Here is a 15,846-nt window from a genome sequence, read left to right as displayed (position 1 = left end):
AATTGTGCATATAATTTCGATGTTCCTGCCGGAGAATATACAAAGTGTTGGAGTGTTAGCAGGCTGAAAACTTGACAAAAAAACTTATTTATGCTATAATTTACCATTATAAAAATAAAGTGTATAATAGGGTTCTCCTGGCCAGGGGGACCCTATTTTTGTTGTGAAAATGAAGGAGAGTGTATGTGCGTGAAACAAGGTGAAGCAAGTGTAACGTCGTTAGTATCAGCTTTCGGAAGGGCGTATCATAGTGAATTTGATAGTTCTAAAATCTTTGATGATTATGTAGCTAAAGATCTTATTTCACAAAAAGAACGTAATGATATTGAAACGAACATAGTTCAAGGAATACATTTTTTCAATAAAGACATTGCACAGCAGTTTCAAGACAATCCGAAAGAAATTTTAAAATGGATTACACAAGTTCAGTTATCACCAACACCTTTGGCACGCGCGGCATATTGTGAAAGAGTATTGCTACATGAAATTGCATTAGGTGCAAAACAATACGTTATACTCGGTGCAGGCTTAGACACGTTTAGTTTTAGACACCGAGAATTAGAAAATAAAATAGAAATATTTGAAGTGGATCATCCTTCTACGCAAGAGTTTAAAATACAAAGAGTGAAAGAAGCAGAGTATGAAATTCCAAACAATCTTCATTTTGTTTCGATGGATTTTACTAAAGGTTTCTCGAAGCAAGCATTAGTAAATGAAGGATTTGAAAATACAAAGACGTTCTTTAGCCTTTTAGGTGTTACGTATTATTTAACGAAAGAGGAACTTTCCAGTTTAATAGAATATTTATTCGAGATAGTTCCAGCAGGAAGTTCTATCGTTTTCGATTATCCTGATGAAAATTTATTTACGGAAAAAGGATTATCCAATCGAGTTGAAAATATGATAAAGATGGCTGAGATAGGCGGAGAACCGATGAAATCATGTTTTTCTTATACCGAAATGGAAGTACTGTTAGAGAAATCGGGCTTATTCATTTATGAGCACATATCACCAGAGGATATTCATACATTATATTTTGAGGGACGAAACGATTATTTAGAAGCTTTTGAGACGGTGCATTATGTACATGCGGTGAAGAAGTAGAGAATTATTAGTGTGAATTTGAAATGAAGTCACGATGTTTCGAATAAAGTTTCGATTTTTCTGAAAGATATGAACCGAAATATCTTAATAATGAAGAGGTCTTGTTTTTTTGTACACACGGACCAGTTTACTTTAATAGTTAGATTAAAATAAACTGTGATATGATTAGTATTGGATGTATTAATAAGGGGGTTTTCAAATGACGCCAGAACAAATTGTTAGAAAATTTTTTGAAGAAGTACGTTCAGGGAAGAATCCTGACTATTCAAATCAATTGATGGTAGAAAAAGTATTGGCACATCAAATTGTATCTGAAGAAGAACAAACAGTTTGCAGAACACCTGAAGATTATGCTGAACATGTAAGAGAGATGATTGAAGTATATGGTGATTTTTCTTTAGAAATACAAGAGTTTTTAGTACAAGGAAGTAAAGTATATGTACGTTGGAAACAAGTAGGTATACACTTAGGAGAAATCGATGGATATCAACCTACAGGACTCCCAATAATTCAAATGGCAAGTGCTGTGTATAGAATAGAAGATGGAAAAATAGCAGAGTATTGGATTCAAATTGATAGGTCAGGAATTCAAAATCAATTAGAGTGCAATAAAAATATTCAGTAGTTAATTTTTAATAGTAGTAGAAAAATAAAAGCAAGAAACAACATCTTGTTAAGCGAAATGCTTCTGTTACATAAGGTGTACAAACCGATTAAACTTTTTTCGGAAGAATTATTAGAATTATCACGAAAATATCGTATTTTGATTGACCTTTTTTAAAAATAGGCTCTGTTCTTTTATTTATTAAAGTTAATGGTATTATTTCAATTAAATTTTATTTTAAAGCTACAATTAGGCATGGGGAGAAATCTCTGTGTCTTTTTTTGTGGGAAAACAAGGGGGGAATATTAATAGGAAGGGAAATTCGATAATTTAAAGAATATGAAGTATGAATGTAATAAATTAAGTAGCAATGATAAAGGAGAACGTAATGTACACAATTGGACAAGTCGCTAAATTTTTAGATGTATCTAGAGATACTTTGAAGTTTTATGAGGAAAAAGATTTGGTCAAGCCGAAGCAAAATATTGAGAATGGATATAGAAAATATAATCATTTTGATATATATGATATAACAACGGTCAATTTCTATAGGGAAATGGATATCGAAATAAAAAAAATTCAGGAATTAAGAAAAAGTAAGAGTATAGAGGGAATAAAATCATTGTTAGAAGAGAAAGAACAAGAAGTTTTAGAGGAGATAGAATATAAAAAACTTCTTTTAAAAAAGCTTCAAATTGTAAAAGAAGATTGCGAAAAAACAACGCAATTCTTAGGGAAATACGTAGTAAAAGAAATGAAGCCATTAGAAGTAAACGGAGAAATAGAGCATTTTACTGCGTATGATGAATATGAATCTTTGAAACAGAATACGGATAGTTTAAAGAAAGCAGTTACTTTAACATCTTTACGAAGAGTTATAAGTTTTAATAAAGAAGGTATTATAGAAGATAAATTTATAATCGTAAGAAAAGTAGAAGACTTTGATAAAGAATTAGAAGGGGAAATTCTATCGCATCCAAAATGTATTTATACAGTTATTGAAGATGGAAGATGGGCAACTGGTGGGAAAAGTATTGATCATAATGTGGAATCCAGTTTAAGAAAAGCAGCAATAGAACAAGGACATGAACTTTTGGGGCTAGTGTATATAAATATATTACTTACCACATATGAAGAGGAACTTGAGCGTATATTTTTAGAAATTTATGCACCTGTAAAATAATGCTGACATGTATTGACCTGTGAGTAACCCCCAGGTTTAAGCTGAAAGTATCTGTAAATATAACTACTATTATGTTTACGAAATACTTAGTTTGAAATGGGGATTGTGCATGAATAGGGAAAAGAAACTAAAAAAACCAGTAGCGAGTTTTATCGTACTAACCAATATCACTTTTCTACCACTTTTTTTGCTTGTAGGAGCTATAAGTATGCTAGAATTCCCAGCATGGGTTTTTGATGTAATGTTTTGTATATCGTCTTGGTCCTCAACTTTTGTTTTTGCTGTGCTATTTAAAAAAATCTATCCAGGGCAGAGTTTTATACAATTTGTAAAAGACAAGTTCAAGAATAAACTTAAAGTTTCTGTAATTCTTATTGTGAGTATGATTCAAGCTTTCATATTTTTAATGATTTTGTTTATCGTGTCTAAAAATAGTGAAGTAGACTCTATTTTTACTGTCTCTTCATGGGGAATGCTAATCTATTTCTTTGTTAAAAACTTTCTTGCGGGGCCATTGGGAGAAGAAATAGGATGGAGAGGTTTTGCACAAATTGAACTCCAAAAGAGGCATTCACCATTAAAAGCTTCGCTAATTATAGGATTTTGGTGGGGGACGTGGCATCTACCTATATGGTTTACTACAGGATTTGTAGGAATTGATTTATTTAAATATATTTTATTTTTTATGATTTCTATCATATCCATTAAAATTGTCATGACAGCATTCTATAACTTAAATCAAAATTTAATCATTCCAATCATTATCCACCAATTCTTTAATTTTTTTATCGGCATAATAAACGGAAATTTAATCGATTTAATTATGTATAACGCGATTTTTTATTTAGTAGTTGCAGTTGTTTTAATTGTTGTGAACCCAAAGAGAGTTCTATATGGAGCGGAAGATATAGATAGCAGGAATGGAAAGTATTAAGTACATAGCTATTGGAAGGCGGGGAATGATGAAAAATTATATAGGACTAGTAGCTGCTATAAGTATCTTTATCCTTTCAATTGTTTTTCTATATTTCAACCCTTACAGCAAACAAGAGCTTGATAAGGAAGTATATATCACTGTATTTTTCATGTTCTTATTTCCTTCTTTTCTAGCAGTAATTGCGGCGGTGGCAAGGAAAAAGGCTTTTATGGTCGTTTGCTGCATGTGGATGTTACCAGGAACTCTTTATTTAGGAGTAGCGGCGATACCCAGTTTATGGAATGCATACGTTATATTTTTCATAATGTATTGTTTAGCTATCGTTTGGATGGAAAAGAGAAATGCTTAAAAGAGTAGTTCTCTTTTTTTATTAAGCTTTTGAAACGGGAATGAAAGGATGAGGAGGCGTAGTGAAGCAAGGATTATCGAAATTAGCAGATGTATTAGTCAATCATTCTACGAAAGTGCAGCCTGGTGATCAAGTGTTGATCCAAAGTGTTACTGAAATAGATCCCGCAGTAGTTCGTGAAATTATTAAGTCTGTGGAAAAAGCAGGGGGATATACGCATGTATCAATGCGCGATGTTTCTGTAACAAGGCAATTGATTTTGTCAGGGTCTGAAGAACAATTTAAGTTATTTGCAGATTGGGAATGTTATCGCTTAAGTAAAATGCAAGTGTATATTAATCTCCGTAGCCCTAGAAATGCATATGAGTTAGCAGATGTACCAGCAGAAAAAATGAAATTATATCAAAAGATATTTGGAAAAGCTCATAGTGAAGCAGTGTATAAAACAAGGTGGGTGACAACAAGAATCCCGAATGCGGCGTCTGCGCAAGAAGCGAATATGAGCACTGAGGCCTATGAAAAATTTTATTATGATGTATGTACGTTAGATTACAATAAAATGTCGAAAGCAATGAATCCGTTAAAAGAATTAATGGAAAAGACAAAGCAAGTTAGGATTATTGGAGAAGGTACGGATTTGAAGTTTTCAATTGAAGGAATTGGCGTTTTAAAGGGGGATGGCACGGATAATATTCCGGATGGCGAAATATATACAGCACCTGTCAAAGATTCTGTAAATGGAGTAATAACATTTAACACAGTATCTGTTCAACAAGGTTATGCGTTTCAAAATATAAAGTTACATATGAAACAGGGGAAAATGATAGATGCATATGCAAATGATACAGAGCGAATAAATCGAATTCTGGATACGGATGAGGGAGCAAGATATATTGGAGAATTTGCACTAGCGTTTAATCCTTATATATTACACCCGATGAATAATACGTTATTTGATGAAAAAATAAATGGTAGTTTTCATCTAGCAATTGGAGATTCGTTACAAGGTGCAGACAATGGGAATAAATCAGCGATACATTGGGATTTAGTAAACATTCAAAGACCGGAGTATGGCGGGGGTGAAGTTTGGTTCGATGATGTACTAATTAGAAAAGATGGGCGTTTTATTTTACAAGAGTTGTTCAGATTAAATGAAGAAAATTTGAAAGGGTAAATTATTTTATTGAGATTATGTAAAATAGATTAAAACACAACGTATCAAACTACGAGATTAATCGTGTGATTTTACACACATTTAATATTAATAGGTAAATAGAACAATTGGTGCCAATTGTTAAATGCGTAGTGTAAAAAAGACAAAATCTCTTAAAAAATACTTAAATTTTTACTCCATCTATCTTTACAATCCCTCCTTATAATGTGAATTGGACAAGCACCTAAGAGAAAGCAGAACATGTCAGTTTATACATTTTATTATTAGGGGGAGAAATTGTATGAAAAAGGTAGTTGCTTCGTTAGCCGTTATGGCAGTGTTATTACCAACGTTTTCGATGAATGCTGAGGGAAAAGAACAAGCACAAGCACGAAAAACAGCGACGTTGTTTAATGTAATTAGTGACATTCAAGGGGATTTATCGGATTTTGATCACGTATTAAAAGATATGAACAAAGTGACGCCGCTATCTAGAGCACTTATTATGAATGGGGATATAACGCCAGAAGGACAGCAGTCACAATATGATGATGTGAAGCGTGTGTTAAACAAAAATAAGCATCCGGAAAATGTATGGTCGGCTATTGGGAACCATGAGTTTTACGCTGGGAAATGGACAGCTGATGGAAAGTTATCTCAAAGTACATGGCCAAACGGTGTAGCAGAAGAAACGCTATTTAATCGATATTTGAAATTTAGTGGACAAGAAAAGGTGTACCATAAAAAAGAATTAGATGGTTATCCACTATTATTTTTAGGGACAGAAAAATATATGAGGTACCATGATTCAAAAATGTCAGATCAAGTGTACTTAAGTGAGGAACAATTAGGTTGGCTAAAACAAAATTTAGAAGACTACAGTCAAAAAGATAAAAATAAGCCGATTTTTATTTTTTCTCACCACGTTTTACCTGATTCTGTATCTGGTTCAAGACAATCACCGTATTTAAATGACTATTTAAACGTGGATAAATTGTACGATATATTAAAAGATTACCCGCAAGTTGTCTTTTTCACGAGCCATACGCACTGGGATTTAAATTTACCAGACTGGGCTGGTAAAAAGAAAATTGCAGGCGGAGATGAAAAAGGATTTACAGTTGTAAATACGGGCGGCATTGAAACAGGATGGAGGTCAGCTGGTCCAAATGGCGGCGAGATTCATGCTCCGGATGGATCTTCTTTTAAACAAGGGTTGCAAGTGAAAGCATATGGTAACGATGTTGTCGTAACGGCTTACGATTATAAACGTGATAAAGGTATAAAGAACTTATTAATTAGTGATGCAAAAATTGCACAAATGGCACCAGATGTAACGGCTGATGATAGTAAAAACGTAATCGTTGGTGCAACAGAGTATATGGAGTACAATATAGAAGGAACGAATGATTGGTACACGTACAATAAAGCGAATCCTCCAAAATTTGATGGGAACAAAATTGTATACGTACGCCATAAAGGCGAAATGAATTTAGAGCCAGGATTAACGCAGCTTCTTCGTTTTTCGGTAAATAAATGATTGGTAAGGGCCTACTTCTTAATGAGTGGGCTCTTTTTATTTTGTCGTTTTTTATCGGCAAGTCGATATGATTTGAAAATCGCTGATAAAAAATTTCATGTACCGTATTGAAGTTAAAATCGTTAATGCAATTTCATGCACCGAAACGAAATTCCCTACATTTTTAATCCAGAAAGGTGACTTCATCATTTTTCCATGTAATAATAGTATGGTTACATTTACTGTGAAAGAGTATAAAAGGAGCGTTATTGATGAATTTAGCTAAATTTCCGAGAAAAAAATATACAGAATCATATACACCAATTGAAAAATTAAACAATTTTTCTGAAGCACTTGGTGGGCCAACTATTTATTTTAAACGAGATGATTTACTTGGTTTAACAGCTGGCGGTAATAAGACGAGAAAGTTAGAGTTTCTAGTTGCGGATGCACAGGAAAAGGGTGCAGATACGTTAATTACAGCTGGTGGTATTCAGTCAAACCATTGCCGTCTAACACTTGCAGCTGCGGTAAAAGAAAAAATGAAATGTATTCTTGTGCTAGAAGAAGGGCTTGAGCCAGAAGAAAAGCGAGACTTTAACGGAAACTATTTCTTATATCATTTATTAGGTGCTGAAAACGTAATTGTTGTGCCAAACGGAGCAGATCTTATGGAAGAGATGCATAAAGTAGCGAAAGAAGTTAGTGAAAAAGGTAATACACCATATGTAATACCAGTTGGTGGATCAAATCCTACTGGCGCAATGGGATACATTGCTTGTGCGCAAGAAATTATGGCGCAATCATTCGAGCAAGGAATTGATTTCAGTTCAGTTGTTTGTGTAAGTGGTAGCGCTGGTATGCATGCTGGTTTAATTACTGGTTTTTCCGGAACACAAAGTAAAATTCCTGTAATCGGAATTAACGTAAGTAGAGGAAAAGCGGAGCAAGAAGAGAAAGTAGCAAAACTTGTAGATGAAACTTCAGCTCACGTTGGTATCCCAAACTCTATTTCACGCGAGGCAGTTACATGCTTTGATGAATATGTAGGACCAGGATACGCGTTACCGACGCCAGAAATGGTAGAAGCAGTTCAATTACTTGCGAAAACTGAAGGTATTTTACTTGATCCAGTTTATACAGGTAAAGCAGTAGCAGGATTAATTGATTTAATTAGAAAAGGCAAATTTAATAAAGAAGACAACATTTTATTCGTACATTCAGGTGGTTCACCAGCTTTATATGCGAATACGTCTCTATTTGCGTAAGTGTAAAAAGCATTGGGTATCCAATGCTTTTTGTTTTGAATTAATGTTGAAATTTGATACAATTTCGTGAATATGCGATGATTTTTCAACATTCAACGGTAAACAACGATATATAAAGGAGATTGATGTATGACAGAATTTTGGGAAGCAAGTTTTATAGAAAATCAAATGATGTGGGGATTTGAAGCTGCAGATTCCGCAATTTTGACGAAGGATTTTTTCCTTGAAAAGAAAGTGAAGGATATATTGATTCCTGGTATTGGATATGGAAGAAATGCAAAGGTTTTTATTGATAACGGAATACATGTAACAGGTATTGAAATTTCAAAAACAGCGATCGAATTGGCGAGGGAAAATGAAATTAATGCTAATTTATTCCATGGTTCAGTTACGGATATGCCTTTTGATAACAAACTGTATGATGGCATATTTTCTTATGCACTTATTCATTTGTTGAATAAGGATGAGAGAGAGAAGTTTATTAAAGATTGTTATAGTCAGTTAAAACCAAACGGATATATGATTTTTACTACTATTTCTAAAGATGCCCCAATGTTTGGGAAGGGGAAACAACTTGGTAAAGACTACTTCGAGATAATGGAAGGGGTAAAAATGTACTTTTATGATGTTGACTCGGTACAACAAGACTTTGGAAAATATGGACTGATAGAAACTACGGAAATTTTGGAGCCGCATAAAAATATGGCAAGTAAACCTCCATTTAAATTTATAATGATCAAATGTCAAAAAACACTATAATTACAATTGTGTAAAAAATAGTGAAAGGTTACTTAATAAGCTTGATGTGTAAGCTACTCACTAATTATTCTTTAAAGGCGAAGTAAGGGAAGTCAAATGGCATCCCTTACTTCGCTTAATTTAGTTTAAAACATGTTTTAAACTTCCAACGAATTATTGGTTATATAATGGAATTATTGAAGCGTGAGAGGGGTGATTATATGAGTACAACATTAAGAGGGGTCATATACACAATACTCAGTATTTCTATAATATTAATAATTTTTTTAGGTTACGGATTATATTTGTATTTTAAGTGAAATGATAACCGAACCAAAGGAAAGATAAAATAATTGCTGTATTAAATAACGTAAAGGTTAAACCGATAATAGATAAAATTTTCTTTTCGCTGCGACTACAAAATGAGATAACTGCTAATATAATTGCTATAACAGCGGAAGTTAATATGAAGTACGCGAAAGGAACTACGTATTCTACTCCAACTCTGTCTAAAATAGGTGAGAAGAGAAAGAGATTAATAGTAACGAATATACTTACAATGAGAAACGTATAACTTTTCCAAGTGTATGTTTTCAGTTGCATGGAATAGCACTCCTTCCTTATTAGTATTTATATGTCTAATTGTAAGGTGTTTACCTTTATTTTACAATTTCGGATGCTTTTTATTAAAAAGAGGAGGACTAATATGCGAATTAGAGATTTAACTTTAGTTATTGTTTTTATGTGTATATTCATAGTAACCGGCTGTTCAAATATACTAGGAAATGAAGAACAAAGAATCGAAGTGCAAAAACGTGTTGGTGATGATAATTATGAGGATTTGAAAGTAGTTACAGACAATAATCAAGTGTTGCAAGTAAAGAAAATATTAAATGATATTCATTTTGAAAATAAAAAAGTGGAAATGTCTCGTTCAGCTGATTATCACTTTGTTTTTCAATTTAAAAATCCGAAAATAGAGGCGAAAGCTGTGTTGTATCAAATTTGGATAAGTCCTAATAAAGATAAAGTAGAAGTTATGGCGGGGGATAATCGCTATGCTCAATTAGAAGGGAAAAATGCAGCCACTTTGTTTGAGATTGTTACGGGAGAAAAGTTAGTTGAATAAAAGTATATGGTACTTAACTTTTTCAGATTTATTGTAATGATTCACTACTTGTAAGGAATTATTCAGTGTGTCTTTCTATTAAAAAGTCTAAATTTAATCAATTAAATGCGATAAAATCTTTTTAAAAATAATGAAATTTTAGGAAAAATAAGGTACACTAGTCAATGGTTTTAGTTTAAAATCGATTGACGTTAATGTATACGGGGGAAAGATTGATGAACAATAATCCAATAAATGAATCAGTTGAAGAAGTTGAGAGAAAACGAGTAAGATCAAGCAAACGTTTTACAAATTGGAAGCTTATTGCAGCGGGTGTTGGTGTAATTGTACTTCTCATTGGAGGAATGAGTTATTATCAGGCAACTCACTTCAATTCAAATGTTACGATTAATGACACAAAAGTCGGTGGTCTGAACGCTGATCAGGCAATACAGAAATTAAAAACATCTGGACTAGAAAACAAAGTCTATGTTGATCAACAACAAATTTTAGATGAAAAAGATACAAAAACGGAACTTACGGAAAAAGATTTGCCTCAAGTTAAGAAACTATTAAAAAGCCAGTGGACATTTTTCCCTTCCTCAAAGGAAAAAAAATATTCAGTGCTACCGGAAAAGGCGGATCAGTATCGTAGTGAAACGATGAAAAAACTTGTAGAAGAAAAGCTCATCTCTATGAATGAAAAATTAAAAGCGCCTCAAGATGCTATGGCGAAGCTTGAACAAGGAAAAGTTGTTATTTCGAAGAGCGTTGATGGAAAACAGTATGACGTTACTAGTCTACTGAAAGATTACGACAAGCAGAAATATAAAAGCGAAATTCATCTGAAGTCTACATACATACAGCCTATTAAAGAAGACGATCCGATTGTCAAAAAAGAGGAGAAAGCACTACAGAATCTTCTTGGGCAGTCTGTTGAGTATAAAGTGCAGAATGAAGTGTATCCTTTAAAAGCGAAAGATTTAATTCAGAATGCCTCTATGTCAAAGGATATGAAAGTTACAATCGATGCGAGCGACATTAAGAATAAGATTGCTGAAATTAATAATGCTAAATCAACATTAAATAAAAATTTCAGCTTTAAAACCCATTCCGGTTCGGTCATATCAGTAAAAGGACAAGGCTACGGCTGGGCACTAGATGTTGAAAAAGAAACAAAACAAGTTCAACAAGCTTTTGAAAAGGGTGAAAAATCGCTATCTGCTTCTAATATCCATGGAAATGGTTGGGAGAAGGAAGGTATCGGTTATGAAACAACATCGAATAATGGCATCGGAGACACGTATGCGGAAGTTTCAATTGCAGATCAACAAATTTGGATTTATAAAGATGGGAAATTAGTCGTCACAACAAATGTAGTAACTGGTAAACATAGCACGAGTGAAGATACATCACCAGGTGTGTGGTACGTTCTATATAAACGAACACCATACACGCTGAAAGGCAGCGCAGTAGGTAAAGCTGATTATGCAGTTAAGGTAGATTACTGGGTTCCATTCACAAATAGCGGCCAAGGATTCCATGATGCAGGCTGGCGAAAAGACTGGGCAAATAATGCTTATTTAACAGGGGGATCAGGCGGGTGTGTAAACCTTCTTCCTAATGTTGCAAAAACTGTATATGACAGTTTGAACACTAATGATCCAGTTATTGTGTACTAGAAAATAGCTACGTATCAAGAAATAAATAAAGCAGGAAATCTTATCTGATGGTACATGAAAAAACACCTCTTGAATTCGCATATTTAGTGTGCAAATTCAATGGAGGTGTTTTTTGTTTGAAAACAAGAGTTCATTGCCTATAAGAAACGAAGTAGAAAGAGATTGAGATGATAAATAGATATTCAAATAGTCAATAAAATTGACACTGAATATCATTTTCATTTATTATGAAATCGTCGCATGTAATTGGACATGATTTTTGTGAAAAAGTTTACTTTTTTATTAATATAATAGATTTCTATTAAGGTGTCCCATTTAAGAATTTAAGCGTAGGAAAGGGTAAAATAAAAATGAACTGGAAAAAAGGCGGATTATGGATTATTATTTTTTTCATTGTAAAAGGTACGATTTCTACACTTTTAATAGTTACAGGTGCTAAATATTTTGATTTGTCATTTATGCAACTTTTCGTACTAATACTGATCTTATTACTGATTTCTCTCATAAGTCGAAAATTGCTGCATAGACATAAACAAAATAAAAAGCAAAAAGAGCTAAATATATAATGGAGCCCCAGAGACCTTTGGATTTCTGGGGTTTTACTATATATTTAGCTTTTTACTATTTGTGGAAAGTAAAACTCCCAGTTCAAAATTTAGGTGGGTACAGAAGTTTGTTGGGAGCTGATTAAAGTTTCACTTTATTTCATAGTGCATGATCTATGTTGATTAAAGGAAGTCACTGAATTTGTTGCTACAATTATTAAACAAGGACTGAAGAGAGCTTTTTAATCAATCTGTATTTTAAAGCTAAAACCGAGCATACATTATGCTCGGTTTTCAATAGGTAGTTTAAATGTAAAAGTACTGCCTTCTCCTAATTCACTTTCAACGGTAATTTCTCCTCCGTGTAGTTCTATAATCCATTTTACCATCGACAATCCTAAACCTGTGTTTCCATTGTTTGAAGATGTTCGTGCTGCGTCAACTCGATAGAAGCGGTCCCATATTTTCGCAACATGTTGCTCGCTGATGCCTATGCCATTATCGGAGACTTTACCTATTATGTTGGTTTCATCCCGGAACAGTTGCATATTCACAGTGCCGTTCGCTTTGCTATAAGCAATCGCATTCGTTAGTAAATTCATTAATAAACGCATCATCAATGTTTGATCTGCTTTAATAAACAGGTCTTCCTCTATATTTGTTGTTATATTAATCGAAGCTTCTTGAACCATTAATGAAAGCTCTTCTACAACGATTTCCGTTAATTCACTCATATTGATACATTCAAATTGAAAAGTATTATGCTTTTCTTGGTCAACTCGTGCTAATAATAAGAGTTGCGAGATTAACGCGGACATTTTACGCGATTGCCTTAAAATTACTTCTAACGATTCTTCCATTTCTTTCGGATTATTCCTCTGCGATAAAGCGTATTCGCATTGCGAAATAATAACAGATGTTGGTGTTCTTAATTCATGAGATGCGTCAGATGTAAATTGTTTTTCACTTTCGAATGATGTCTCCAATCGCTCAAACATTTTGTCAAAGGTTTGTGCTAAATGATACATTTCGTCTTTCGATGAACCTTGTAAATTAATTCTCTTCGAAAGGTCTTTACCATCACCAATTTCACTGGCTGAATCACTCATTTGTTGCACAGGTCGAAACGCTCTTTGCGTAATAAAATATCCTCCCGCTGCTGCAATGAGAATAAGTAATGGAAATGAGATGAGTGTTACCACAATAAGCGTATTCATGGTCGATGATAATTGATTCATGGTCATTATGCCACGAACCCAGACTTGCTCATCGCCGCCTACATTATGGAGAAAATCATATACTATCCATTCCTTATTACCGTCTTTAATGGTTTGTATTTCATCGGATTTAAGCGATACCTTTTTATTAAAGGTTGTTGGATTATGTCCTGCCAGCAGCTCACCTTGTTTACTATAAATGATGATATTTACTCCATCTTCTAAGGCTTCAAATTCATCGTCAATCTTTAACTGCCCATGCTTATATTCGATATCTTCAACACTTTCTTTTACTGTGCTCTTCAATTGATTTTTCATATTAAAAAGCAAAACTTTATCTGAAGAAGTTAAAATAAAAGCTAACACGAGTGCCATAATAATTACAACTAGCCCCGTATACCATAGGGTCACTCTCATTTTTATTGATAGTCTTTTCATGATTCTACTCGCAATACGTAACCAGTTCCTCGTACTGTATGAATTAACTTCGTTTCAAACTGGCTATCAATTTTTTTGCGAAGATAGCGGACGTAAACATCAATAATATTCGAGCCACCTTCATAGTCGTAATTCCACACATGTTGCTCAATTTTATCTCGTGTCAACACAACTTCTTTATTACGAATCATATATTCTAAAATAGCAAATTCTTTACTGGAAAGATTGATAACTTGATCTCCTCTTGTTACTTTATGCATATTGCAATCCACCACTAGGTCAGCGATTTCAAACACATTAGATGTATTTCCTGTTTTTCTTCGCATCAACACTCGAATTCTTGCTAACAGCTCATCAAAAGCAAAGGGCTTTACTAAATAATCGTCCGCACCTAAGTCGAGTCCTGTTACGCGATCATCAATTGTATCTTTAGCTGTAAGAAGCAAGACAGGAGTTGTATTATTGTCCGCACGTAATCTTTGTAATACTTGTAAACCATCTATTCCGGGAATCATAATGTCAAGCACAATCAAATCGTAGGTAGCCATGCTTATATAATCCAAAGCATCTTCTCCATTCCCACATCCATCGACACTATAATATTCTGCATTTAATCGTTTTACTAATATATTTTGTAAGTCTTTTTCATCTTCGACAATAAGAACTCGCATTAACATTCTCCTTTTCTTCTTATTTATATGTATCACTATAATTTCAAAACATTAAAGAAAGATTAGAAACTATTTAATTATATCATTTTATTTTTTTGCGCATTAATCTTCCTTTAATGTTTGTTCAGTAATATAAGGACATGGATAAGGTGCACATGTAAAGGGAGGAGAACATAATGGGAAAATGGATGATGATTGGAGCAATGTCTTGTTTATTCTTAACAGCTTGTTCGACTCAAGCTGATAACGATACAGAAGTACAACAACTGAAAGTAGAAAACGATACATCACAAAAAGAAGGTGCTCAACTACAACAAGAACCACACAAAACAGGGCCTGCTATGAATGATACTAAGCAAACACAAGATTTCAAAAACGAAGTCACATCTATTGTAGAAAAGGCAAATAATACGAAACCAGTTGGAGCAAAAGAAGATAACTTAAATACGTACTTAGCAGCAAAAAAAGAAATTGACCAATTAGATGACAAGATAGATCTATCTGATGATCAGCTAGAAGCAGATTTTCACGCTGGAACGATAACTGTTGAACAATATCAAATACAAGAAAGAGAACAAGATATACTTGAAGATCAATTAGAGCAAGCAGAAAATGTACTTGAAGCAAGATTTGGAATAAATGATTAATTATTAAGGAGTGGATGGAAATGTTAAAACATAAAAAGAAAATAATTATAAGTGTAATTGCTATTTTAGTAAGTGGTATTGCTATTGTTGGTGGATATTATGGTATGGGCTACAATTATGCGAAAAAGAATGAAAACTATACAGAGAAACAAGTTCGTGAAATTTCTTTAGCTCATACAAATGGAGAAATTATTAATGTGAAAAAAGAATTCGAATTAGAAGATGACAACTTAGCACAATCTAAATTTGAATATGAAGTGGAAATCAAGACACCTGATAATCTGTTAAATATTTTAAAGGTTAGTGCTAGAACAGGTACAATAGAAATCAATAATGAAGATTAAAAAATTATCGACAAATAAAATATCGCGTATTTGAAAAAATCCAATAAGCTGCCCATATGGGCAGCTTATTTACATAATTCTCGTTAACAGTAGTCAATGATGCATATAATTTTCGTTTTGGGGGTAATTGCTTTTCTTAGCTTGATAGTGATGGGATGAGCTTCCGATTGTGGAAAATCTCCAGGCTTCTATTAGTTGGTTAGTGGAAGAAAAATTTGTTCCACAGCCCGTAAGTTATTATAATACATAAAAATTAAATTCTTCTTCTGCAATTCATTCAAATCGGCCAATTTCCGCATCTTTTGAATTCCCTGAAAGTGCTAAACCTAAGCAAAAAAA

The 15,846-nt window shown here is 33.4% G+C and carries 17 protein-coding genes; 14 read left to right on the top strand and 3 right to left on the bottom strand.

Going from position 1 to position 15,846, the window contains the following annotated elements:
* Positions 1 to 183: 183 nt before the first annotated feature.
* From AC1DS7_RS13745 to AC1DS7_RS13705, 9 genes are all read left to right on the top strand, one after another.
* The gene (locus tag AC1DS7_RS13745) at positions 184 to 1,104 is read left to right on the top strand and encodes a class I SAM-dependent methyltransferase (protein WP_016101056.1); all 921 of its coding nucleotides are present in this window, start codon (positions 184 to 186) and stop codon (positions 1,102 to 1,104) included.
* 199 nt (positions 1,105 to 1,303) lie between these two features.
* Positions 1,304 to 1,729 carry an ester cyclase gene (locus AC1DS7_RS13740; protein WP_016101057.1) on the top strand — a complete coding sequence of 142 codons (426 nt, stop codon included), beginning with the start codon at positions 1,304 to 1,306 and terminating at the stop codon, positions 1,727 to 1,729.
* Between the two features lie 367 nt (positions 1,730 to 2,096).
* Positions 2,097 to 2,891 carry a MerR family transcriptional regulator gene (locus AC1DS7_RS13735; RefSeq protein WP_016101058.1) on the top strand — a complete coding sequence of 265 codons (795 nt, stop codon included), beginning with the start codon at positions 2,097 to 2,099 and terminating at the stop codon, positions 2,889 to 2,891.
* A 109-nt stretch (positions 2,892 to 3,000) separates the two neighbouring features.
* Entirely contained in the window at positions 3,001 to 3,825 is an 825-nt protein-coding gene (locus tag AC1DS7_RS13730) for a lysostaphin resistance A-like protein (RefSeq protein WP_476999053.1), read from the top strand.
* A gap of 28 nt (positions 3,826 to 3,853) precedes the next feature.
* Positions 3,854 to 4,177, top strand: coding sequence for a hypothetical protein (locus tag AC1DS7_RS13725; protein ID WP_016101060.1), 324 nt, complete (start codon positions 3,854 to 3,856; stop codon positions 4,175 to 4,177).
* Between the two features lie 61 nt (positions 4,178 to 4,238).
* Positions 4,239 to 5,351, top strand: a complete 1,113-nt coding sequence (locus AC1DS7_RS13720) for an aminopeptidase (protein WP_476999052.1) — start codon at positions 4,239 to 4,241, stop codon at positions 5,349 to 5,351.
* Between the two features lie 280 nt (positions 5,352 to 5,631).
* Positions 5,632 to 6,870, top strand: a complete 1,239-nt coding sequence (locus tag AC1DS7_RS13715; protein WP_476999051.1) for a DUF4073 domain-containing protein — start codon at positions 5,632 to 5,634, stop codon at positions 6,868 to 6,870.
* 251 nt (positions 6,871 to 7,121) lie between these two features.
* Positions 7,122 to 8,117 (top strand): D-cysteate sulfo-lyase, encoded by a 996-nt coding sequence (gene cuyA, locus AC1DS7_RS13710; protein WP_016101063.1) that lies wholly within the window; start codon positions 7,122 to 7,124, stop codon positions 8,115 to 8,117.
* Between the two features lie 129 nt (positions 8,118 to 8,246).
* On the top strand, positions 8,247 to 8,876 hold the full coding sequence (locus AC1DS7_RS13705; protein ID WP_016101064.1) for a class I SAM-dependent methyltransferase: 630 nt from the start codon (positions 8,247 to 8,249) through the stop codon (positions 8,874 to 8,876).
* Positions 8,877 to 9,167: 291 nt separating this feature from the next.
* Here AC1DS7_RS13705 and AC1DS7_RS13700 read toward each other — a convergent pair whose 3' ends face one another.
* Positions 9,168 to 9,458 (bottom strand): hypothetical protein, encoded by a 291-nt coding sequence (locus AC1DS7_RS13700; RefSeq protein ID WP_016101065.1) that lies wholly within the window; start codon positions 9,456 to 9,458, stop codon positions 9,168 to 9,170.
* Between the two features lie 103 nt (positions 9,459 to 9,561).
* Here AC1DS7_RS13700 and AC1DS7_RS13695 point away from each other — a divergent pair, with 103 nt between their 5' ends.
* The 3 genes from AC1DS7_RS13695 to AC1DS7_RS13685 all read left to right on the top strand — a co-directional run bounded on the left by AC1DS7_RS13695 (position 9,562) and on the right by AC1DS7_RS13685 (position 12,211).
* Complete coding sequence (locus AC1DS7_RS13695) at positions 9,562 to 9,984, top strand: YhfM domain-containing protein (protein WP_016101066.1); 423 nt, start codon at positions 9,562 to 9,564, stop codon at positions 9,982 to 9,984.
* Positions 9,985 to 10,199: 215 nt separating this feature from the next.
* Positions 10,200 to 11,645, top strand: a complete 1,446-nt coding sequence (locus tag AC1DS7_RS13690) for a L,D-transpeptidase family protein (protein WP_002142419.1) — start codon at positions 10,200 to 10,202, stop codon at positions 11,643 to 11,645.
* Between the two features lie 350 nt (positions 11,646 to 11,995).
* Complete coding sequence (locus AC1DS7_RS13685) at positions 11,996 to 12,211, top strand: hypothetical protein (protein ID WP_002017170.1); 216 nt, start codon at positions 11,996 to 11,998, stop codon at positions 12,209 to 12,211.
* A 260-nt stretch (positions 12,212 to 12,471) separates the two neighbouring features.
* On the opposite strand, the gene AC1DS7_RS13680 is transcribed toward AC1DS7_RS13685, so the two are convergent.
* Together AC1DS7_RS13680 and AC1DS7_RS13675 are read right to left on the bottom strand one after the other, a co-directional pair.
* Positions 12,472 to 13,845 carry a sensor histidine kinase gene (locus AC1DS7_RS13680; protein ID WP_016101067.1) on the bottom strand — a complete coding sequence of 458 codons (1,374 nt, stop codon included), beginning with the start codon at positions 13,843 to 13,845 and terminating at the stop codon, positions 12,472 to 12,474.
* Complete coding sequence (locus AC1DS7_RS13675) at positions 13,842 to 14,516, bottom strand: response regulator transcription factor (RefSeq protein WP_002128055.1); 675 nt, start codon at positions 14,514 to 14,516, stop codon at positions 13,842 to 13,844. The genes AC1DS7_RS13680 and AC1DS7_RS13675 overlap by 4 nt, the downstream gene beginning before the upstream one ends.
* A gap of 176 nt (positions 14,517 to 14,692) precedes the next feature.
* On the opposite strand from AC1DS7_RS13675, the gene AC1DS7_RS13670 reads away from it, so the two are divergent.
* Together AC1DS7_RS13670 and AC1DS7_RS13665 are read left to right on the top strand one after the other, a co-directional pair.
* A complete protein-coding gene (locus tag AC1DS7_RS13670; RefSeq protein WP_002168053.1) occupies positions 14,693 to 15,163 on the top strand; it encodes a hypothetical protein in 471 nt (156 codons plus the stop codon).
* Between the two features lie 20 nt (positions 15,164 to 15,183).
* Positions 15,184 to 15,507 (top strand): PepSY domain-containing protein, encoded by a 324-nt coding sequence (locus AC1DS7_RS13665; RefSeq protein WP_002137174.1) that lies wholly within the window; start codon positions 15,184 to 15,186, stop codon positions 15,505 to 15,507.
* The last annotated feature ends 339 nt before the right edge of the window (positions 15,508 to 15,846 follow it).

The organism is Bacillus sp. P4_E1, assembly GCF_056401715.1.
Note: the sequence above shows the minus strand (reverse complement) of the source record. Positions and strands in the feature narration are given on the sequence as shown.

Coding starts and splice junctions, on each gene's coding strand:
- AC1DS7_RS13725 (WP_016101060.1), top strand. CDS start 3,854: ATGAAAAATTATATAGGACTAGTAGCTGCTATAAGTATCTTTATCCTT.
- AC1DS7_RS13740 (WP_016101057.1), top strand. CDS start 1,304: ATGACGCCAGAACAAATTGTTAGAAAATTTTTTGAAGAAGTACGTTCA.
- AC1DS7_RS13705 (WP_016101064.1), top strand. CDS start 8,247: ATGACAGAATTTTGGGAAGCAAGTTTTATAGAAAATCAAATGATGTGG.
- AC1DS7_RS13745 (WP_016101056.1), top strand. CDS start 184: ATGTGCGTGAAACAAGGTGAAGCAAGTGTAACGTCGTTAGTATCAGCT.
- AC1DS7_RS13690 (WP_002142419.1), top strand. CDS start 10,200: ATGAACAATAATCCAATAAATGAATCAGTTGAAGAAGTTGAGAGAAAA.
- AC1DS7_RS13680 (WP_016101067.1), bottom strand. CDS start 13,845: ATGAAAAGACTATCAATAAAAATGAGAGTGACCCTATGGTATACGGGG.
- AC1DS7_RS13665 (WP_002137174.1), top strand. CDS start 15,184: ATGTTAAAACATAAAAAGAAAATAATTATAAGTGTAATTGCTATTTTA.
- AC1DS7_RS13670 (WP_002168053.1), top strand. CDS start 14,693: ATGGGAAAATGGATGATGATTGGAGCAATGTCTTGTTTATTCTTAACA.
- AC1DS7_RS13715 (WP_476999051.1), top strand. CDS start 5,632: ATGAAAAAGGTAGTTGCTTCGTTAGCCGTTATGGCAGTGTTATTACCA.
- AC1DS7_RS13685 (WP_002017170.1), top strand. CDS start 11,996: ATGAACTGGAAAAAAGGCGGATTATGGATTATTATTTTTTTCATTGTA.
- cuyA (WP_016101063.1), top strand. CDS start 7,122: ATGAATTTAGCTAAATTTCCGAGAAAAAAATATACAGAATCATATACA.
- AC1DS7_RS13730 (WP_476999053.1), top strand. CDS start 3,001: ATGAATAGGGAAAAGAAACTAAAAAAACCAGTAGCGAGTTTTATCGTA.
- AC1DS7_RS13695 (WP_016101066.1), top strand. CDS start 9,562: ATGCGAATTAGAGATTTAACTTTAGTTATTGTTTTTATGTGTATATTC.
- AC1DS7_RS13735 (WP_016101058.1), top strand. CDS start 2,097: ATGTACACAATTGGACAAGTCGCTAAATTTTTAGATGTATCTAGAGAT.
- AC1DS7_RS13675 (WP_002128055.1), bottom strand. CDS start 14,516: ATGCGAGTTCTTATTGTCGAAGATGAAAAAGACTTACAAAATATATTA.
- AC1DS7_RS13700 (WP_016101065.1), bottom strand. CDS start 9,458: ATGCAACTGAAAACATACACTTGGAAAAGTTATACGTTTCTCATTGTA.